Origin of the sequence: Streptomyces sp. V4I2 (assembly GCF_030817655.1) — a bacterium.
GTDB lineage: Bacteria > Actinomycetota > Actinomycetes > Streptomycetales > Streptomycetaceae > Streptomyces > Streptomyces plumbiresistens.
The window spans coordinates 304,319-322,886 of record NZ_JAUSZM010000003.1 but is presented as its reverse complement, the minus strand read 5'-3'; the positions used below and the strand labels follow the sequence as shown (position 1 = coordinate 322,886).

Genomic DNA, 18,568 nt, shown 5'->3' with positions numbered 1-18,568 from the left:
GAGGCGGGGCGTATCCAGCATCGCGACATCAAGCAGCTCGTCGTAGAGCTCCTGGACCGGACCGGTGCCCATCTCGGCCACGACGGGAGTACCGCGGCCCGGAGGTGCCCTGATCGCGCTGAGCGCGTTCGATCTTCAGGCAGCCGGCATCGGCCCTTCCTTCTCTTACACGGTGGGGCCGATGCGGGCGGCCCCGCGCTTCACAGTCTCCGGGACTCGCTTCAGGTCCGCCTGGGGCACTTGAAGCCGTCGATCACCCGAGTGCACTCGATGTGCACTGCGATGCACGCGCTCCGCCCTGGTCCCGGTCTCGGGGCCATGCAGCCGCCGCCCAATGGGTGCCGTCACCGAACGGCGTCTTGATCCCAGACGCCTTGGCATCAGGGAGCCGGACAGTGTGAACGCTATCCCCTGGAAGCGATCGACATTTTCCATAGACCATGTTCAGCGTGATCTAGCGCGGAACCCCGGGCGTTCACGCCCGGGAGGAAGCGCTTCTTAACGCTGCTCTGACCCGCGCGGGTGTACTTGGCTGCGCTGTTGACCTCAGCCGGGACGTTTCTGGTTCTCGATGTACTCCTTGATGACAGCGAGCGGGGCGCCCCCGCACGAGGCGGCGAAGTAGGACGGCGACCAGAAGTGCTCACCCCACAGGTACTTGCGGATGTGGCCGGGGAACTCCTGCCTCAGGCGCCGGGCGGAGACACCCTTGAGGGAGCCTACGAGTCGGGAGATGGCGACCTTGGGCGGGTAGTGCACGAGGAGGTGGACGTGATCGCGTTCGCCGTTGAACTCCCGCAGCTCCGCGCCGAAGTCGGTGCACACGTCGCGCATGACCTCTTCGCAGCGCCGAAGGATCTCGTCGGAGAATGGTCCGCGCCGGTATTTGGGGGTGAAGACCAAGTGCGCGTGGAGGGTGTAGACGACGCTACGGCCCCTGCGGATATCGGGGTTTGGCTCCCAGCGTGGTGACATAGATCAATGCTACGATCACGCCCGTGAAGATCGTGACGCAGGTCAAACTCACACCGGATGCCGTGCAGGCATCCGTGCTTGAGCGCACCCTGCGCACGGTCAATGACGCCGCGAACTGGGTATCGGAGGTGACGTTCGAGCACGGCGTGCCGCGTGAGTACGAGCTGCGCAAGCACACCTACGCCGAACTCAAAGCGCGGGGGCTGGGAGCGCAGGCCGCGCAACACGTCATCAAGAAGGTGCGCGACTCGTACACCACGCTCAAGGCCAACATCCGAGCCGGGAACCTCGGCACGGAAGGCTCTAAGCGTCGCCGCAAGGCCGAGTCCAAGCCGATCACCTTTCGCCCCGTGGCCGCCCAGCCGTATGACGACCGGTGCCTGAGCTGGCAGTACGACCAGCGGACCGTGTCCATCTGGACCGTGGACGGCCGGGTCAAGAACGTGCCGTTCGTGTGCTCCGCCGACGCGCTCAAGATGCTCCAGGCGCACCGGCAGGGCGAATCCGACCTGATCGAGCGCGACGGCGTGTTCTACCTCGTCGCCACCTGTGACGTGCCCGAGGCCGAGCAGTACGAGCCGGACGGCTTCATCGGCGTGGACCTCGGCATCGAGAACATCGCCACCGCCTCCACCGGCTACCTCGCCGCCGGGCGGGGGCTCAACCGGTACCGCAAGCGACAGCTTGCCCTGCGTGCCAAGCTCCAGAAGAAGCGCACCAAGAGCGCCAAGCGGCGGCTCAAGGCACGTGCCCGCAAGGAAGCGCGGCACGCCGCGAACACCAACCACATCATCTCCAAGACGATCGTGACCGAGGCTGAACGCACCGGGCGCGGCCTGTCCCTCGAAGAACTGGGGGGCATCCGCAACCGGGTACGGCTCCGCAAGCCCCAACGGGTCGCACTCCATTCCTGGGCGTTCGCCCAGCTCGGAGACTTCATCGTCTACAAGGCCAAGCGGGCCGGTGTACCCCTGGTCTTCGTTGATCCCGCGTACACGTCGCAGACGTGTGCCGAGTGCGGCCACGTCGACAAACGCAACCGTGTCGACCAGGGGCTTTTCATCTGCCGGGGGTGCGGGGTCGTTGCCCACGCCGACCGGAATGCTTCCCACAACATCGCCACCCGTGGCGAGAGCGTGTGGAATGCGGGGCGTGAGTCACGCGTCCCTGCCACCCCATAACGGGGTGTCTGGACGGAGGAGTCCACCCCAGCAGCCAGCTGGGCACTACCTCCAAGCCCGGCCCTTCAGGGCCGGGTCAAGTTGACGGCCAGGTTGTCGGCCCACCCCTGGCGCCACTGTGCCGGGTCTTCGAGCGGCGACCCGAGCCAGGCTCCAGCGTTGTTGACCAGGACGTCGACACGGCCGTGCCAGGCCAGAGCCTCCTGCCACATGGTCTCCGTCCCGGTCTCGTCACGAAGGTCGGCGCGGACCAGGCATCCGCGGTCTCCCAGGCGGCGCTGGAGGTCGAGGGCGGCCTGTTCGCTGTTGGCCCAGTGCGCGACGACGTATGCGCCTTCGCGGTGAGCGGCGAGTGCGGTCGCCCGTCCGATGCCGCGCGACGCACCTGTGACGAGGACCGTCTTTCCGGCAAGGAGAAGGCTGCCGGGGGAAGTTGTCTCGATGCTCATGAGACTGCCTGCGCTCCGGTGATCTCGACAATGGAGCCGCACATGTACGGCGCCTCGTCCGAGGCGAGGAACGCGACCAGCGCCGCGACCTCCTCCGGTGTCCCGATGCGGCCGAACGGGACCAGAGCGTCGAGGTCGGCGACGGTGCGTCCCGTTCGGACGAGATTCGCCTCCACCATCGGTGTTCGGATCTCTCCCGGGCACACGGCGTTGACTCGGACGCCCTGGTTGGCGTGGTCCCGGGCGAGGCTGTGGGTGAAGGCGACAACTGCGGCTTTTGTCACGTTGTACGCGATATGTCCCGGCGTCGGCTGCAGGCCCCACTGCGAGGCGGTGTTCACGATGGCTCCACCGCTGTGGGACGCCATGTGCGGCAGTGCTGCCCGGCACAGGTGGAACAGCGGGTGCACGTTGATGGCGAAGCTGGTCTCCCAGCCCTCTTCGGAGAGGGCGAGGAGGTCGCCGCGTCGGTTGATGCCGGCGTTGTTCACCAGCACGTCGAGGTGTCCGTGGCGGGCGACCACCTCGTCGACGACCTGGACGCACGCGCTCGCGACGGCGAGGTTGAACTGTGAGACCTCGGCTGTCCCGCCCTCTCCTGTGATCTCCGAAGCGATTTTGCCTGCTGCGGCGCCGTCGACGTCGCAGACCACGACGGTGGCCCCTTCGCGTGCCAGACGCCGCGCGATCGCGGATCCGATACCGCCGCCCGCGCCGGTGACGACACAGACCTTCTCCGTGAAGCGTGAAGCAGTGGCCGAGACGGCCATGACACTCCTCTTCGATGGCTCAGCTCGGACGGCTCAGCTCCGGACGACTCAGCTCGGACGGTTCAGCGGCTGGTGAAGATCACGTCGTGCCAGCCCTTGTGCGGGGCGCCGGTGATGTCCGACATGACGTGCTTGATGTTGGTGTATTCGTCGAAGGAGTAGGCGGACATGTCCTTGCCGAAGCCGGAGGTCTTGTAGCCGCCGTGCGGCATCTCGCTGATGATCGGGATGTGGTCGTTGATCCAGACGCAGCCCGCCTGGATCTCGCGGCCGGCCCGCCCGGCGCGGTAGACGTTGGTGGTCCAGGCGGAGGCGGCGAGCCCGTACGGGGTGTCGTTGGCGAGGCTGAGTGCCTCGTCGTCGCCGTCGAAGGGCAGGCAGACGAGAACCGGGCCGAAGATCTCCTGCTGCACGATGGGCAAGTCCTGTGCGGCGTCGGTGATGAGGGTGGGCTCGTAGTAGGCGGCCCGGCCGAGTGGTCCGTCGGGGATCTTTCCGCCGCGTACGACGGTGGCGCCGGTCCGGCGAGCGTCCTCGACCATGGCGGCGACCTTGTCGCGCTGCCGGAGGGAGATCAGGGAGCCCATGTCGGTGGCCGGGTCGTCGATCGGGCCCAGGCGTACGTCGTCCATCAGCTCGGCGACGCGGGCCACGAACGCCTCGTACAGCGGACGCTGGACGTAGGCGCGGGTGGCGGCCGTGCAGTCCTGGCCGGCATTGATGAGGGCCCCGGCCACCGCACCGCGGGCCGCGGCCTCCAGGTCGGCGTCGTCGAAGACGACGAAGGGAGCCTTGCCGCCGAGTTCGAGGTGGACGCGCTTGACCAGCCCGGCTGCCTGCGCGGCGACTTGGCGCCCCACCGCCGTGGAACCGGTGAAGGAGACCATGGCGACGTCGGGGTGCGTGACCAGCGCCTGGCCGGCGACGGGCCCGGTGCCGGTGACGATGCTGATGACACCGTCCGGGATGCCCGCCTCCTGGGCCGCCTCCGCGAACATCACCGAGGTCAGCGGGGTCAGTTCGGACGGCTTGAGGACGATGGTGTTGCCTGCGGCGACGGCGGGCAGCACCTTCCACGCCGCCATCTGCAACGGGTAGTTCCAGGGGGCGATGGAGCCGATGACGCCGACGGGTTCGCGGCGGATCGTGGAGGTGTGGTCGCCGGAGTACTCGCCGGAGGCGCGGCCCTCCAGGTTGCGGGCCGCACCGGCGAAGAACCGGACGTTGTCGATGGTGCCGGGGATGTCGAAGCCACGGGTCAGCCTGATCGGTTTGCCGCCGATCCGGCTTTCGGTGTCGGCGAACTCCTCGGCACGCTCCTGGAGTCGGTCCGCCCAGCGCAGCAGTGCCTCGGAGCGTTCGGCGGGAGTGGTGCGCGACCAGTCCGCGAAGGCATCCCGGGCGGCGGCGACCGCCTCGTCGACGTCCTCGGCGCCGGCCAGGGTGTCGGTGGCCAGGACCTCTCCGGTGGCCGGATTGGTCACCGAGAACTTCTCGCCGGACGTGCCGGGGCGTCGCTTGCCCGCGATGAACTGCGTTCCGGTGGTCTCCATCAGCGCTCCTGTTCGGCGGCGCCCCACAGGTCGCCGAGGGTGTAGCCGTGCGGGAAGGGGTCGGTGTCGTCCAGGACGTACTGGTTGAATCCGGTGATCCAGCCGCGTCCGCTGATCGTCGGCAGCACCGCCTCGTGCGGCCCGACTTGGGTGGTGTCGAGCAGCGTGCCCGTGAAGGTCGTTCCGATGATCGATTCGTGGACGAACGGTGTGTTCAGGGGGAGGTCGCCCCGTGCGTGCAGGGCGGCCATGCGGCCGCTGGTGCCGGTGCCGCACGGGGAGCGGTCGAGCGAGCCGGTCCAGGTGGCCGGGTCGGCCAGGTCCACCTCGCCGTTGGGCAGGACGACGGTGTTGCGGCCGGAGACGCCGGGCGTGGGCGAGGGGCCGTGGATCATCGTCAGAGCGATCTGGTCGATACCCGGGTTATGGGGGTGGCTGACCGGGAACTGCTGCTGGGCCGCTGTGCGCAACACCGCTCCGGCGCGGGCGAGTTGCTTGGCGGCGCCCGGCTCCAGGGTGATGCCCAGATCGGCGGCCCGGGCCTGTACGAAGAACTGTCCACCGAAGACGATGTCGACCGGCACCCGCCCGTACTCGGGCAGGTCCAGCACGTGGTCCAGGGCGACAGCGAAGGCGGGTACGTTGGCGAAGGTGACCCGGGTGGCCTTGCCCCCGGACACGTCCACCCGGACCCTGACCAGCCCGACCGCGGTGTCGACGGTGAGTTCCGCGACCGGTTCGCTCACCGGTACCGCTCCCGTTTCCACCAGCGCGGTGACCGTACAGATGAGGTTGGAGCCGGACATGGGGCGGAAGCCGCCCTGTTCGAGGATTACCAGGCCGAAGTCGGCGGCCGGGTCGGCCGGCGGCAGCACCAGGGCGCCGCACAGGGCCGGGTAGCCGCGCGGCTCCCGGAGCAGGAGCCGGCGCAGGTCGTCGAGGTGCTTCTCGCAGTACTGCAGTCGCTCGGCCATCGTGGCGCCCTTGACGTGCAGATGGCTGCCGATGAGCACGCGGCCCGGCTCGCCCTCGGCGTGTACGTCGATCGCGTGGACGCGGCGGTACGAGGCCATCACGCGGCCACGCTCTCCTCAGTCACCGTGACACCGGCCGCGATGAGCCGGTCGCGGAACTCGGCGACGTACTGCGGGGCGAGCGGCAGGACGGGGCGGCGGGTGGGGCCGGCGCTGACGCCGACGAGGTCGAGGCCGGTCTTGATGCCGCAGGCGTAGTTGTGGGACTCCAGGAACTGGCAGATCGGAAAGATCCTGGCCCACAGCTCGCGTCCGGCGTGCAGGTCGCCGCGGACCGCGAGGGCGTCGTACAGGTCGGCGCACAGCTGGGGGATCACGCTGGCGGTGCCCCACACCCCGGCCTTCGCGCCGCTCGCGAGGGCGGCGAAGGTGAGGGTGTCCCAGCCGTTGAGGGCGGTGATGTCCTGTGCGTGCTGCTGCTGGACCGCGGAGAACCACGCGAAGTCGCCGCCGGTGTCCTTGTAGGAGGTGATCGCGGTCTCCCGGGCCAGCTTCGCCAGCTCCTCGGGCGCGAGGCTGACGCCCGTGGCCGAGGGGATGTTGTAGTACATGATCGGGATGTCGATGGCGTCCGACACCGCGCCGAAGAAGCCCCGCATTTCGTCGAAGGTGGGGGCGTCGTAGAACGGCGGCACGATCATCACGGCGGAAGCGCCCGCCTTCTCCGCGTGCACGCTCAGCTCCACGGTGTCCGCCGTGCTGAGCGCGCCTGTCCCCGCGACGACCGGGACGCGTCCGCCGGCGGCCTCGACGTACAACTCGGTGACCTGCTTGCGTTCGCCGAGGCTCAGCGTGGTGAACTCGCCGGTGCTGCCGCCGGGCACGAGGCCGTGGATGCCGCCGCCGATGATGTGGTCGGCCTGGCGCCGGATGCCATCGGCGTCGACGGCCGAGCCGTCCGTGGTCAGCGGGGTGACGACGGCAGCGAGGATGCCGGTGAACTGGGGGGCGCTCATGAAGGAACTCCTGATATCAGCATGAGGGAAAAGGGTCGGCAGTGGGAGGCCTGTGCGATTCACCGGCGGGTGAAGCGGCGCGGCGAGACCGCCTCGGCGACGGACGGAAGGCGGCGCGTGGTGATGGCCTCGGTGATGATCTCGGCGGTGGCCGGCGCGAGGGTGAGCCCGAGCATGCCGTGGCCCGAGGCGACATAGACGTTGGGCAGGGGATCGAGGCGGCCGATGATCGGCAGGCCGTCCGGGGTCATCGGGCGCAGCCCGGCCCATGGACTCGCTTCCCCCGGCGGGTTGTCCCAGCCGGTGAGGGAGTCGGCGGCCGCCTGCTTGATCGCGGCGATGCGCCTGGGGTTGATGCTCTCCTCCAGGCCGCCGAACTCCATGGTGCCCGCCAGCCGCAGGTAGCCGTTCAGCGGGGTCACCGCGACACGGGCGTCCTCCAGCGTGAGGGGCGTGCGCAGCGGCACCGGGGAGGGCGAGTAGTCGACGCTGTAGCCCTTGCCCGGCCGGATCGGCAGGGGGACGCCGAGCTGGGCGGCCATCCGGGCGGTCCACACGCCGCCGGCCAGCAGCAGGGTGTCGCCCGTGTACTCGCCCTTGTCGGTGAGCACGCCGGTGACGGTGTCGCCCTGGCGCAGGAAGCGGCGTACGGGGGTGTTTTCGTGGATCTCGACGCCGAGTTCGCTGCACCGCTTGAGCAGGCCCCGGGTGAGGGAGTCGGGCTCGACCTGGCGGTCGTCCGGGAAGAACAGGCCGTGCTTGATGCGGCTGTTGAGCACCGGTTCCCTGGCCTGTACGGCGTCTCCGTGCAGGTGTTCGGCGATCATGCCGAAGCTCTCGAAGATGTCGAGGGAGGCGAGCTGCTCCTCGTAGCGTTCCTTCGTCTCGAAGGCCAGCAGGACGCCCGCCTTGTGCATCTCGAAGGCGATGCCGTCCCGGGTCCAGTCGTCGAGGAGGTCCATGGTGCCCTCGGCGAGGCGCAGGGTCGTCTCCAGGCCCTGGCGGAAGTCCCGCGCGGTGCAGTGCCGTGCCATGGTCAGCATGAACTTCACGAAGGCGGGGTTGAGCGAGGGCTTGACGTAGAGCGGGCTGTCCGGCTTCAGCATCCACTTCAGGGACTGCAGGATCACGCCCGGCGCCGGCACCGGGCCGCTCTCCGCCAGGGCGATCTTGGCCGCGTTGCCGTGCGAGGCGGCGGAGCCCGCGCGCCGGGCGTCGAGAACGGTCACCTCGCAGCCGCTTTTGGCCAGCCGGTAGGCGGCGGCCAGACCGACGGCGCCGCCTCCCACAACGATGGTCCGCATGAAGTCGTATACCTCCTCACAGGGCGCCTGCGGCGCCTCTCACCAGCGGGCCGGGCCGACCCCACCGACGACGACCTTGCCGGACTCGCCCTCGGCATGCGCGTCCACCACGTTCAAGGCGCGGCTGAACCTCATGGGTCTTTTCGGGATCGCAGATTGTCAAACAATCGGCGGCTCGGCTGACGCTAGACCGGGCCGCCCGGTGCGGTCAATGCCCGGAGGTGAATGAATCGACCGGCCCCGCGCGGTCGCACACCCATTTCGTGGCCCGTTCGTACGAGCTGGACACCGCGACGCCCGACGCCGGTGGAGGCCTCGGGATCGCCCTTTACGGCCAGGTCAAGGCCCTGTTCGCGCCGTGGGCGGTCGCTGTCACGGGTTGCGGTGCCGACTGATCGCCGCATCGGGACATCACGATTTCGGCTATTGACGCGGCGGAGTCGCGTTCCTAACCTTCCAACATCTCGCTGCTTGTCTGACAATCTACGGCGCACCTTCCCAAGGGACTGCTCCGCCTCAAGGGGCATCGCCTGCAGCGGCGCCTTCCTTGTCACCTGAGCAGTCCGCTCACCCACTGTCGATCGCAACGCCGCGCGCCCCGGACCGACCGAATCCCCCTGCCGCGCCCTGCACCACTCAGCCTCTAGCACTGGAGCACCAGCCATGGCCCTCACCAAGCAGAGCAGGTACACCTTCTACGTGGCCGGAGTTCTCATCCTGGCCTGGCTGGCCGGATACTTCGGCGGGAAGGCCGGCTCGGACGGCGGCTCGACGCAGACCGTGGCCGCCTCCGCCGACACCAGCAAGTCCGCCTGGGTCAACAAGATCAAGAAGGCGGGCGTACTGCGGGTCGGCTGCGCCGACGCCCCGCCCACCATCGTCGTCAAGACGGACGGCACCTGCACCGGACCCGACCTGATTCCGCTGGAGAACTTCGCGGACGGCATCGGCGTGAAGATCAAGACGGTGGCGACCACCTGGCAGAACATCGTCGCCGGACTCCAGGCGGACAAGTACGACGTCGCCGCCGACCTCGACCAGACCGTCGAGCGCAGCCTGGCGATCGGCTTCACCCACGGCTCGTGGTCCTACCCGGGCGTGCTCCTGGTGGAGCGTGACAGCGACTACAGCACCAGCAAGCAGGTCCTCGACGCGAACAAGCCCATCGCCACCACGCAGGGCTCCGCGCTGGACGCGGCCCTCCAGCAGGCCAAGGCCAACGAACTGCGCGTGGACACCTACCAGAACGCGGCCGCCGGGGTGAAGGCGGGCAAGGCCATCGCCGTCTTCACCGACCTGGGCACCGCCGTCGACATGGCCACCAAGGACAAGTCCCTCGGCATCGTCGTCCCCGACCCGGCGATCTTCGTCCACCACGTGGCCTACGGCGTCCCCGCCGGCATCGACACCCGCTCCATGGACATCCTCAACGTCGCCGTCGACAACTCGGTGGCCAGCGGCGAGATCGGCCGCGCCTTCGCCGAAGCCGGCTACCGCGACGTGGACGCCCTCGGCGACCTCGAGATCAAGTCCTGACCCGGTCTCGCCGTCCTCTCGGAGGTAGTCCGCGATGAATTCCGTGAACCTCGCCTACTCATTCGACCTGAGCGTCATCGGTCCCTCGCTGCCCACCCTGCTGGACGGGCTGTGGCTGACTCTGGAGATCTCGACGATCGTGATCGTCGCGAGCGCCGTCCTCGGTTTCCCCCTCGCCGTGGCCCGCATGTCGAAGATCGAAGTCATCCGCTGGCCGGCGCAGCTGTACATCGAGGTGTTCCGCTGTACGCCGCTGCTGATCCAGCTGATCTGGGTGTTCTACGCCCTTCCGGCACTCCTCGGTATCAACCTGCCCGGCAAGCTCTCGATCATCGTCGCGCTCACCGCGCACCTGACCGCGTTCATGTCGGAGACCTACCGCGCCGGCATGCAGTCGGTGCCCGTCGAGCAGATCGAGGCGGCGCATATGCTGCGCCTGAACCGGGTGCAGATCCTGCGGTACGTCATCGTGCCGCAGGCCTTCCGCCAGCAGATCCCCACGATCCTGTCCCTGAACGTGAGCATGTTCAAGGACACCTCTCTGGTCTCCGCGCTGGGCCTGGCGGACCTGACCTTCCAGGGCAACATCCTCGCCAGCCAGACCTACCGGCCCATGGAGATCTTCACCATGGTCGCCGTCATCTACTTCGCGATCGCGTTCCCCGCGACCCTGCTCACCAGCTACATCGAGCGGCGCCTGCTCACCAGCGGCTCGCGTGGTGCCCAGCCGCCCACGCCGGGGCTGCGTAGCACGCTCGCACGGCTGCGCCCCGGACAGCGGCCACCCGCCCTGGCCAACCCCGCCCTGAAGTCCGTACCCAAGCCGGAAGGTGTCTGATCACGATGACAGAGACCAACCCGACCCTCGACAAGACACCGGACACCGACACGGGGTTCGACGGCGCGTTTCTGCGCACTCGCGGGGTGAGCAAGTCCTTCCACGGCCGCCCCGTCCTCAAGGAGGCCGACTTCCGGATCGGCAGCGGCGAGATCGCCGTCCTCATCGGCAAGAGCGGTTCCGGCAAGAGCACCCTGCTGCGGGTGATCGCCGGTCTTGAGGAGCCGGATGCCGGGGACATCGACCTCGCCGGCCAGGCCGTCGTACGCGACGGCGAGTACCAGGACGCGTGGAAGGACCTCCGTGGCCAGATCGGAATGATCTTCCAGAGCTACACCCTGTGGCCCCACATGAACGTCCTCGACAACCTCACCATCGCGCCTCGCCTCGCCCTCGGCGAGTCCAAGGCCCAGCTGCTGGAGCGGGCCGAGCAGGCCCTGACCGAGGTGGGCATGGCACACCACCTGCGCAGCCGCTGCACCCAGCTGTCCGGTGGCGAGCGCCAACGGGTGGCCATCGCACGGGCGTTGATGATGCGGCCCCGTCTACTGCTGTGCGACGAGATCACCTCCGCGCTCGACCCGCCGGTGGCGGCCGAGGTGCTGGGCGTACTCACCAAGCTGAAGGAGGAAGAGGGCATCGCCTGCGGCATCGTCACCCACGACATGGCCTTCGCGTCCAAAGCCGCTGACCGTATCTGCTTCTTCGAGGACGGACTGATCAAGGAGGACGTGCCACCGGACCGGGCCTTCAACGATCCGCAGACACCAGGGCTTCAGGCATTCATCGACGCCGTCCGCTTCTGAACGGCCCCGGCGGCCGACCCGGAACGGCGACCCCGCCCACCGCACAGGGCCGGCCTCCGCTGCGCCGGTCCGGGCGGGGCCGCGTACGGTGGCAGGCCCCCCACACTCCTCCCCGCGTGGGGGGCCTGCCACCGCCCCCTCCCTGAAAGCTCGTCTCCTACCGAAAAGGTGACCGACATGCCCCAACTCACCGAGCTGGCACGGAAACTGGCCTCCGAGCCCAACTTCGCGACGCTCGCCACGATCGGCAGGGACGGCCTGCCCCAGCAGTCCATAGTCTGGGTGAAGGCCACAGACGACGGAGACGGGATCGCCTTCTCCACCGTCGAGGGCCGCGTGAAACACCTCAACCTGCTGCGCGACCCCCGCGCCGGCATCCTGATCACCGACCGCGACAATCCCTACGTCTACGCCGTCGTCCGCGGACCGGTCACCATCACCCGGGACGGCGGGCCGGAGCTGATCGACGAACTCTCCCACAAGTACGAGGGCAAGCCCTGGCAGGAGGCCGCGACGACGCCAAGAGTGGTCGTCACCATCAGCGCCGAGCGCGTGACCGAGTACGGCGCCTGATCGACCCGCGAAGCCGCCGGCCCACTCTCCCGGCTTCCGGGCCGCAAGGATGTCATGGCGGTGGCTACTATGTGGTCTGACAATCTGCGGAGGACCCATGAGTGACCACGCCCCCCAAGCCACCACCGGGCCCCGGCCGGTCAACAACCAGACCCGCCGCGACGCCGTGGTGAACGAGTTGCGGCGGGCCATCCTGGCCGGAGAGCTGGGACCGGGGCAACGGCTTCGGGAGGTCCAGATCGCCCAGCAGATGGGGGTCAGCCGTCCCACCCTGCGTGAGGCCGTCTACCAGCTGACCCACGAAGGACTCCTCGAACAGCAGCCCTACCGCGGAGTCGTCGTCACCGACATCGACGAGAAGTTCATCACCGACGTGGCCGCGGTCCGGGTCGCCCTGGAAAAACTGGCCGCCCGGGCCCTGGCCGACGATCCCGACGGCTCCCGGAAGGAGAAGCTCCGCCGTAGCTGGGAGGAGTACCAGGCGGCCCACGCCGTCCAGGACCCGGACCGCCTCCACCAGGCCCACGTCAACCTCCACTGGACCGTTTGGACCGCCTCCGGGAACACCATGCTCGAACGCCTGTGGCCCACCGTGGAAGCCCAGATCAACATCGCCATCACGGTCGACGAGAGCGCCCGTTCGGATCCCGACCGCGCCCTGCACGTCCATGAGCGGCTCATCAAGGCGATCCTCGACGGCGACCCGGCCACCATCGATGCCGAGGTGGAACGCCACACCATGGCGAGCGCCGGCGAACTCATCGAGATACTCGCCGAACGGAAGAAGTACGCCCGCGACCCTGATGCCTGACAAGGAACCGGGCCCGGTTCCTTGTCACCTGGCAACCGGAGGATGCCCCGGCCTTCAGGCCGGGGAGGTATCCGGCTTCCCGCGTAGCGGGGCAGGAGTAGACGAATCGCCGTCAGGGCGATTCGTCGTCCACCTCAATAGTGCTGAGGGCGACCTCGATGAGGTGCAGAATCTCGGAGTTGATTGACCGCCGGTCCGCAGCGGCTTGCGCGGTCAGTCGGGCATGGAGGTCTTCGGGGATGCGCAACGCGAAACGAATCATGATGCTACGGTAGCCGCATCATGACATCACGTGAAGCGGGGGAGGCCGGGCACGCCCGGTGGACCTACCGACTCGCGTGTCGTCCACCGCCCGCACCGCCCTGGAAGCCGAGTGGAGCCGGTGCCGGTGGGTGTGGAACGAGTGCGTCGCCAAGTCCAAGGCCGGGCATGCCTGGAACCGGCACCGGCCCGAAGGGCGAGGACAAGCGGACGTGCGGTCCCGCGCAGCTCGACAAAATGCTGACCGAGGCCCGCACCCGCACTCCGTGGCTGCGAGAGGGCTCGTCGGTTCCGCAGCAGCAGATCATCCGCGATTTCGGCAAGTCCCGTGCGAAGGCACAGAAGGACATTCGGGATCGTCTGCCCCAGCGGCAGCGGGCCGGGATGCCCAGATGGAAGAAGAAGCACGGGGCCGACCCGAGCCTGAACTACACCAAGCGGGGCTTCCGGCTGAAGGACGGCCTCCTGCACCTGGCGGGCAACATCGTGCTGACGGTCGTGTGGTCGCGGGACCTGCCCGCCGATCCCTCCTCGGTGCGGGTGTACCGGGACAGTGTCGGCCACTGGTACGCCTCGTTCGTCGTCCCGGCCGAAATCCAGCCGTTGCCCGGGACGGGCGAGGTGATCGGTGTCGACTGGGGCGTGAAGGAGACCGCCACCACCACTTCGGACGCCCACGACTTCCCGCACGCCGAGCACGGCAGGAAAGCCCAGGCGAAGCTGTCGCGGTACGACCGGATGATGGCCCGCCGCAAACCCGCCAAGGGGCAGCCCGGCTCGAAGGGCTATCGCGCGGCCAAGAAGCTGCGCGCAAAGACCTACGCGAAGATCGCCCGGCAGCGGCAGGACGCCGGCCGCAAGTGGGCCAAGAAGGTTGTCCGCGACCATGACGCGATCGCGGTGGAGGATTTCCGCCCGAAGTTCCTCGCCAAGTCCTCGATGGCCCGCAAGGCGGCCGACGCCGCGATCGGCGCCACCAAGAAGGCTCTGACCGAGATGGGCCGTAAGCACGGGCGGGATGTCCGGCTCGTGCACCCCGCACACACCACCATGGACTGCGCGCATTGCGGAGCGAGAGCCAAGCACGCACTGCCGCTGTCGGAACGTACCTACACCTGCACCGCGTGCGGAGCCGTCTCGCCGAGAGACAAGAACTCCGCCCGCGGTGATGCTCGTCCGGGCTGGTCTCAACCCGGCTGGTGTCGAGGGCGTAAGACCTCCCGGAGCGCTGCTCCAGGAGGCGGCCTGAGCCAGGAATCCCCCTCGTTCACGAGGGGGAGGATTCAAAGCTCCGCTCGGGTGCACGGCCGGTACGTACGCAAGTTGCGTGACGTCGCCGTGGGCGGGCTGGGCGTGGTGATCGAGTTACGCATACGCCGGTTCCGCCGCGAGAACACTGCCTGCACGGCGGTGACGTTCGCGGAACAGATCGTGGGACTGACGACCCCGCACAGTCGGCCGACCCCGCTATTGCGCGGGGTGCTGACGCGGATCGGGCTGGCCCTGGCCGGCCGGGCAGGAGCCCGCCTGGCTTCTGCCCGGCCGACATGACCGTGGGCAGGGACACGCTGCTGCGGCTGGTCAGAGACCTGCCCGAACCGGAGGTCGGCGAGGTGGAAGTCCTCGGCGTCGACGATTTCCCTTTCCGCAAGGGCCGTCACTACGGCACGGTCGACATGGCAACCCACCGCCCACTGCGTCTCTATGAGGGGCGCGAGGGCGAAGACCTCGCCGCATGGCTGCGCGACCACCCCGAGGTGAAGGTGATCTGCAGGGTCCGCTCCAGCGGTTACGCGGAAGGCGCACGCATCGGAGCGCCGCAGGCCGAGTAGGTCGCTGATCGCTATCATCTGTGGGCCAATCTCGGCCAGGCGGTCGAAAAGACAGTGAACGGTCATCGCTCCCGTCTGGCCGAACCGCCTTTACAACCCGCAGACACCCCCGACGAACCGCAGGTAGTCCAGCTGCCGACGGAACTGAAGATCGTGACTCGGCTCCGTGAGCGACATGCTGCCGCCCACGAGTTGTGGCGGCAGGGAATGTCGAAGGCGGGGACCGGCCGGAAACTCGGACTGCACCAGGCCATCGTCCGCAAACTGGTCAAGGCCCCCTCCGTGGACGACGCGTCACCAGAAGCCTGCAGCGGGCGCACGTCGTCGACCCGTATGTCGGCTACCTGCACCGGCGCTGGAACGATGGCGTCAGGAACGTCAGCCAGCTCTACCGCGAGATTCAGGAACAGGGCTACTCCGGAGGCGAGTTGGCCGTCCAGCGTCATCTGCGGCAGTACCGCACCGGGCGCGGACACGCACCCGATCCCGGGCCGAAGCCTCCGTCGGTCCGCGAGGTCACCTCATGGACCATGACTCATCCCGAACACCTGCGGGACGGGGATACCGGCAAGCTTCATCGGCTGCATGAACGCGATCCCGAACTGGACCGGCTTACTCTTCACGTCAGGAAATTCGTCGTCATGATGACCGCACGCCACGGCGACCGCCTCGAGGAACTGGATCGCCGAGGCCGAACGAGACTCCCTCGCCCCACTCGCGGACTTCGCCCACAACCTCCGCCGCGACTTCGACACCGTCCGCAACGGACCGTCCCTTCCCCACAGTTCCGGCGCCGTCGAAGGCAACATCAACCGACTGATGCTGAAACGGCAGATGTTCGGCCGGGCCAGCCTCGATCTCCTTCGCAAACGCGTCCTGCTCGCGCGATGAGTCCAACCCGCCCGGATCACAAGATCGTCGACAGAACCAAAATCCGGGACGGGCCTGGGCCCCCGTCCCGGATCTCGTCCGTGCCGCCGCGCTCACCGTTGCAGCGCGGGCTCCTCGTCGTCGGCGAGCGACTGTTGACCGTCCGGCAGCTCCGTCGCTGGACGGGACAGCCGGCTCGGCCACCAGATCCGCCGGCCGATCAGCAGGGTGAGGGCGGGCACCAGGACCGACCGCACCAGCAGGGCATCGAGCAGCACGCCGAAGGCGACCAGGAACCCGACCTCGATCAGCATCACCAGCGGAAGTGTGGCGAGGACCGCGAACGTGGCCGCCAGGACCAGGCCTGCCGAGGTGATGACGCCACCGGTGGCCGAGAGGGCTTTGAGCATGCCCTCTCTGGTGCCGAGGCGTACGGTCTCCTCCCGGGCCCGGCTGGCCAGGAAGATGTTGTAGTCGACGCCGAGCGCCACCAGGAACAGGAATGCCAGCAGCGGCACCGAATAGTCGATCCCCTTGAACCCGAGGATCGTGTCGAAGACGAACACGCTGCCGCCGAAGGCTGCGGCGAATGAGACGATCACGGTGGCCATCAGGACCAGCGGGGCCAGGATCGCGCGCAGCAGCAGCCCGAGGACGATCAGGACGACGGCTAGCACCAGCGGGATCACCAGCTTCTCGTCGCGCTTGGTGGTCACCTCGGTGTCGAGGTTCTCCGCACTCGGCCCGCCGACGATCGCCTCCGCCCCGCTCACCGCGTGCACGGCGGTGCGCACCCGCTTGATCGTGTCGTACTCTGCGACGGTGTCCGGCGCGTCCTTCGGGAACACGGAGATGTTGGCCCAGCCACCGCTGGTCTGCTCCGGGATGGCCAGGGCCACACCGCGAGTGTCCTTGACGATGTCGAGCACCCGCTCCTGGTGCGCCGGCCGCGTGAAGATCGTCATCGGCTGGCCGCCGAGCTCCGGGAAGTGCTGGCGGAGAACGGTGAAGCCGGTGACCGACTCCGGCGCGGACAGGAACTGGTCCTGCTCCCGCAGGGCGCCGGTGTTGCCCGCCAGCCCGAGGGCGAGCACGCCGAGGACTCCGAGCGAGCCGAGCGTCGCCACCCACCGGCGGCGGCTGATGGCGGTGCCGAGCCGTCCCCACAGCCCCGGCTTCTCCTCCACGGCCGTGCTGAACCGCGGGATGGCCGGCCAGAAGATCCGCCTGCCGAGCACCACGAGCACCGCCGGGAACAGCGTCAGCATGGCCACCAGCGCGCACAGGATGCCGGCCGCACCGATCGGGCCCAACCCGCTGGTGCTGTTCAGGTCCGCGACGAGCAGGCAGAGCAGGGCGGCGACCACGGTGGCCGCGGACGCCACGATGGCCGGCGCCGCGCCGCGTAGCGCGTGGACCATCGCGACCCGGACGTTCTCATGGTGGTGCAGTGCCTCCCGATATCGAGCGATGAGCAACAGCGCGTAGTCCGTGCCGACGCCGAATACCAGGATCGTCAGCAGCGCCGAGTTCTGGTCGTTGACCACGATGCCGAAGCCCTTGACGAGCAGGTAGACGGTCCCCATCGAGGTCAGTGCGGCCGCGCCAACGGCCACCAGCGGGATGATCCACAACACCGGGCTGCGGTAGGTGAGGATGAGCAGGAGCGTGACGACGATGATGGTGGTGAGGAGGACCTGCACGTCGATGCCGTCGAAGACGGCATCCATGTCGCCGTCGATCGCGCCCGGGCCGGTCACGTCGAGTTCCAGGCCGGAGGGGCGGTCCTTCGCGGCGTCACGTAACGGGCCGACGATGTCCTCCGGTGCGCCGTAGGCCGTGCTCACCTCGAGGGTGAACATCATCGCCTTGCGGTCGGTGGAGGGGCTCGTCGGTGAGCCCTCGTCGTCCTCGCCGGCCGCCGCCGTCGCCTTCGGCGGGTACCGCTTGGCAAGGGTGTTGTAGTGGCGCTCGACCGTCGCGCGGTCGGCGTCGGTCATGCCGCCGGCGCGGTGGTACACGAAGACGAACGTGTTGTCGTCACCGCCGGGGAGACTGTCCTCCAGCACCGCCACCTTGGTGGACTCGGCACTGGCCGGCAGGGTGTCTACGACGCTGTCGGTGGTGACCGAGCTCAACTTTCCGCTCAGCGGCATCATGCCCGCCGCCAGCACCAGCCACAAGCCAATCACTAACCATGGCACCCACCGGCCTGCCAACCGACCGGCCGGCGCTTCCCCGGACGGCGCTGCGTTGACTGCCATCACTAGCCTCCTACATACGGGTTGCATCGCTTATCTGGACGCCTACTTCTTACCGAGCGAACCTGAGACGACTGTTAGAGTCCGTCTTCAAAGATCATCAGATGGTGGATCATGGTGGGGTGATACGCCGCCATGAACTCACCGACCATGAGTGGCAGTTACTCGCTCCGCTGATACCTCGGGCTGCGACGGGGCGACCGCGCATCGCGGACCAGCAGGTCATCAACGGCATGGTCTACAAGATCCGCACCGGGGTCTCCTGGCGTGACCTGCCGGAACGCTACGGCCCGTGGCAGACCGTCTACACCCGCTACCGCCGCTACGCCCTGGACGGCGTGTTCACCAGAGCCCTGCCGCAGATCCAGGCCCAGGCCGACGAGGCCGGCGACATCGACTGGCTGGTGCAGATCGACTCCACCATCGTCCGCGCCCACCAGCACGCCGCCGCGACCGGCCCCTCAACAGATAAGGGGGGCCACCGGCCGGACGAACCGGACGATCACGCCCTCGGCGGGTGTGTACAACTAACGGCCCTGTCTCACATTCGGTGGTGAC

General features: G+C 68.4%; 20 protein-coding genes and 2 pseudogenes. 13 read left to right on the top strand and 9 right to left on the bottom strand.

All coding sequences use genetic code 11. The annotated features are described in order from the left end of the window. The first annotated feature begins 64 nt into the window (after window positions 1-64). Entirely contained in the window at window positions 65-244 is a 180-nt protein-coding gene (locus QFZ76_RS02165; protein ID WP_373464249.1) for a serine dehydratase beta chain, read from the top strand. A gap of 302 nt (window positions 245-546) precedes the next feature. Here QFZ76_RS02165 and tnpA read toward each other — a convergent pair whose 3' ends face one another. Beyond that, window positions 547-975, bottom strand: coding sequence for an IS200/IS605 family transposase (gene tnpA / locus QFZ76_RS02160; RefSeq protein WP_307672071.1), 429 nt, complete (start codon window positions 973-975; stop codon window positions 547-549). Between the two features lie 23 nt (window positions 976-998). On the opposite strand from tnpA, the gene QFZ76_RS02155 reads away from it, so the two are divergent. Next, on the top strand, window positions 999-2,156 hold the full coding sequence (locus QFZ76_RS02155) for a transposase (protein ID WP_307672070.1): 1,158 nt from the start codon (window positions 999-1,001) through the stop codon (window positions 2,154-2,156). 65 nt (window positions 2,157-2,221) lie between these two features. On the opposite strand, the gene QFZ76_RS02150 is transcribed toward QFZ76_RS02155, so the two are convergent. From QFZ76_RS02150 to QFZ76_RS02125, 6 genes are all read right to left on the bottom strand, one after another. Next, window positions 2,222-2,605, bottom strand: a complete 384-nt coding sequence (locus QFZ76_RS02150; protein WP_307672069.1) for an SDR family NAD(P)-dependent oxidoreductase — start codon at window positions 2,603-2,605, stop codon at window positions 2,222-2,224. After that, a complete protein-coding gene (locus QFZ76_RS02145; RefSeq protein ID WP_307672068.1) occupies window positions 2,602-3,375 on the bottom strand; it encodes an SDR family NAD(P)-dependent oxidoreductase in 774 nt (257 codons plus the stop codon). Before QFZ76_RS02145 ends, QFZ76_RS02150 begins: the two co-directional genes overlap by 4 nt. A 62-nt stretch (window positions 3,376-3,437) precedes the next feature. Further along, a complete protein-coding gene (locus tag QFZ76_RS02140; RefSeq protein WP_307672067.1) occupies window positions 3,438-4,928 on the bottom strand; it encodes a gamma-aminobutyraldehyde dehydrogenase in 1,491 nt (496 codons plus the stop codon). After that, on the bottom strand, window positions 4,928-6,001 hold the full coding sequence (locus QFZ76_RS02135) for a proline racemase family protein (RefSeq protein ID WP_307679906.1): 1,074 nt from the start codon (window positions 5,999-6,001) through the stop codon (window positions 4,928-4,930). The genes QFZ76_RS02140 and QFZ76_RS02135 overlap by 1 nt, the downstream gene beginning before the upstream one ends. Then, on the bottom strand, window positions 6,001-6,918 hold the full coding sequence (locus QFZ76_RS02130) for a dihydrodipicolinate synthase family protein (RefSeq protein ID WP_307672066.1): 918 nt from the start codon (window positions 6,916-6,918) through the stop codon (window positions 6,001-6,003). The genes QFZ76_RS02135 and QFZ76_RS02130 overlap by 1 nt, the downstream gene beginning before the upstream one ends. A gap of 59 nt (window positions 6,919-6,977) precedes the next feature. After that, the gene (locus QFZ76_RS02125; protein WP_307672065.1) at window positions 6,978-8,222 is read right to left on the bottom strand and encodes an FAD-binding oxidoreductase; all 1,245 of its coding nucleotides are present in this window, start codon (window positions 8,220-8,222) and stop codon (window positions 6,978-6,980) included. Between the two features lie 263 nt (window positions 8,223-8,485). Between QFZ76_RS02125 and QFZ76_RS02120 the strand changes: the two genes are divergently transcribed. The 6 genes from QFZ76_RS02120 to QFZ76_RS02095 all read left to right on the top strand — a co-directional run bounded on the left by QFZ76_RS02120 (window position 8,486) and on the right by QFZ76_RS02095 (window position 12,786). After that, entirely contained in the window at window positions 8,486-8,617 is a 132-nt protein-coding gene (locus tag QFZ76_RS02120) for a hypothetical protein (protein ID WP_307672064.1), read from the top strand. A gap of 268 nt (window positions 8,618-8,885) precedes the next feature. After that, a complete protein-coding gene (locus QFZ76_RS02115; protein ID WP_307672063.1) occupies window positions 8,886-9,758 on the top strand; it encodes a transporter substrate-binding domain-containing protein in 873 nt (290 codons plus the stop codon). Between the two features lie 34 nt (window positions 9,759-9,792). Further along, entirely contained in the window at window positions 9,793-10,596 is an 804-nt protein-coding gene (locus QFZ76_RS02110) for an amino acid ABC transporter permease (protein ID WP_307672062.1), read from the top strand. Between the two features lie 5 nt (window positions 10,597-10,601). Beyond that, a complete protein-coding gene (locus tag QFZ76_RS02105) occupies window positions 10,602-11,402 on the top strand; it encodes an amino acid ABC transporter ATP-binding protein (RefSeq protein ID WP_307672061.1) in 801 nt (266 codons plus the stop codon). Between the two features lie 177 nt (window positions 11,403-11,579). Next, on the top strand, window positions 11,580-11,975 hold the full coding sequence (locus QFZ76_RS02100) for a PPOX class F420-dependent oxidoreductase (RefSeq protein WP_307672060.1): 396 nt from the start codon (window positions 11,580-11,582) through the stop codon (window positions 11,973-11,975). Between the two features lie 97 nt (window positions 11,976-12,072). Next, on the top strand, window positions 12,073-12,786 hold the full coding sequence (locus QFZ76_RS02095; protein WP_307672059.1) for a GntR family transcriptional regulator: 714 nt from the start codon (window positions 12,073-12,075) through the stop codon (window positions 12,784-12,786). Between the two features lie 112 nt (window positions 12,787-12,898). Here the strand turns inward: QFZ76_RS02095 and QFZ76_RS02090 are convergent, their stop codons facing one another. After that, on the bottom strand, window positions 12,899-13,048 hold the full coding sequence (locus QFZ76_RS02090; protein ID WP_307672058.1) for an Arc family DNA-binding protein: 150 nt from the start codon (window positions 13,046-13,048) through the stop codon (window positions 12,899-12,901). Window positions 13,049-13,068: 20 nt separating this feature from the next. Between QFZ76_RS02090 and QFZ76_RS02085 the strand changes: the two are divergent. The 4 genes and pseudogenes from QFZ76_RS02085 to QFZ76_RS51620 all read left to right on the top strand — a co-directional run. After that, window positions 13,069-14,296, top strand: a pseudogene (locus tag QFZ76_RS02085) (RNA-guided endonuclease InsQ/TnpB family protein). 74 nt (window positions 14,297-14,370) lie between these two features. Beyond that, window positions 14,371-14,598: a hypothetical protein gene (locus tag QFZ76_RS02080; protein WP_307672057.1), complete on the top strand. Its 228-nt coding sequence runs from the start codon at window positions 14,371-14,373 to the stop codon at window positions 14,596-14,598. Continuing rightward, window positions 14,595-14,879, top strand: coding sequence for a hypothetical protein (locus tag QFZ76_RS02075; protein WP_307672056.1), 285 nt, complete (start codon window positions 14,595-14,597; stop codon window positions 14,877-14,879). Before QFZ76_RS02080 ends, QFZ76_RS02075 begins: the two co-directional genes overlap by 4 nt. Window positions 14,880-15,548: 669 nt before the next feature. Continuing rightward, window positions 15,549-15,770, top strand: a pseudogene (locus QFZ76_RS51620) (ISL3 family transposase); the annotation flags it as partial. Window positions 15,771-15,862: 92 nt separating this feature from the next. Here QFZ76_RS51620 and QFZ76_RS02070 read toward each other — a convergent pair. Then, window positions 15,863-18,013, bottom strand: coding sequence for an MMPL family transporter (locus QFZ76_RS02070; RefSeq protein ID WP_307672055.1), 2,151 nt, complete (start codon window positions 18,011-18,013; stop codon window positions 15,863-15,865). Window positions 18,014-18,114: 101 nt separating this feature from the next. Here QFZ76_RS02070 and QFZ76_RS02065 point away from each other — a divergent pair, with 101 nt between their 5' ends. Next, a complete protein-coding gene (locus QFZ76_RS02065) occupies window positions 18,115-18,567 on the top strand; it encodes an IS5 family transposase (RefSeq protein ID WP_307672054.1) in 453 nt (150 codons plus the stop codon). Window position 18,568 lies beyond the last annotated feature (1 nt).

Coding starts and splice junctions, on each gene's coding strand:
- tnpA (WP_307672071.1), bottom strand. CDS start 975: ATGTCACCACGCTGGGAGCCAAACCCCGATATCCGCAGGGGCCGTAGC.
- QFZ76_RS02150 (WP_307672069.1), bottom strand. CDS start 2,605: ATGAGCATCGAGACAACTTCCCCCGGCAGCCTTCTCCTTGCCGGAAAG.
- QFZ76_RS02145 (WP_307672068.1), bottom strand. CDS start 3,375: ATGGCCGTCTCGGCCACTGCTTCACGCTTCACGGAGAAGGTCTGTGTC.
- QFZ76_RS02140 (WP_307672067.1), bottom strand. CDS start 4,928: ATGGAGACCACCGGAACGCAGTTCATCGCGGGCAAGCGACGCCCCGGC.
- QFZ76_RS02135 (WP_307679906.1), bottom strand. CDS start 6,001: ATGGCCTCGTACCGCCGCGTCCACGCGATCGACGTACACGCCGAGGGC.
- QFZ76_RS02130 (WP_307672066.1), bottom strand. CDS start 6,918: ATGAGCGCCCCCCAGTTCACCGGCATCCTCGCTGCCGTCGTCACCCCG.
- QFZ76_RS02125 (WP_307672065.1), bottom strand. CDS start 8,222: ATGCGGACCATCGTTGTGGGAGGCGGCGCCGTCGGTCTGGCCGCCGCC.
- QFZ76_RS02115 (WP_307672063.1), top strand. CDS start 8,886: ATGGCCCTCACCAAGCAGAGCAGGTACACCTTCTACGTGGCCGGAGTT.
- QFZ76_RS02110 (WP_307672062.1), top strand. CDS start 9,793: ATGAATTCCGTGAACCTCGCCTACTCATTCGACCTGAGCGTCATCGGT.
- QFZ76_RS02105 (WP_307672061.1), top strand. CDS start 10,602: ATGACAGAGACCAACCCGACCCTCGACAAGACACCGGACACCGACACG.
- QFZ76_RS02100 (WP_307672060.1), top strand. CDS start 11,580: ATGCCCCAACTCACCGAGCTGGCACGGAAACTGGCCTCCGAGCCCAAC.
- QFZ76_RS02095 (WP_307672059.1), top strand. CDS start 12,073: ATGAGTGACCACGCCCCCCAAGCCACCACCGGGCCCCGGCCGGTCAAC.
- QFZ76_RS02090 (WP_307672058.1), bottom strand. CDS start 13,048: ATGATTCGTTTCGCGTTGCGCATCCCCGAAGACCTCCATGCCCGACTG.
- QFZ76_RS02075 (WP_307672056.1), top strand. CDS start 14,595: ATGACCGTGGGCAGGGACACGCTGCTGCGGCTGGTCAGAGACCTGCCC.
- QFZ76_RS02070 (WP_307672055.1), bottom strand. CDS start 18,013: ATGGCAGTCAACGCAGCGCCGTCCGGGGAAGCGCCGGCCGGTCGGTTG.
- QFZ76_RS02065 (WP_307672054.1), top strand. CDS start 18,115: ATGGTGGATCATGGTGGGGTGATACGCCGCCATGAACTCACCGACCAT.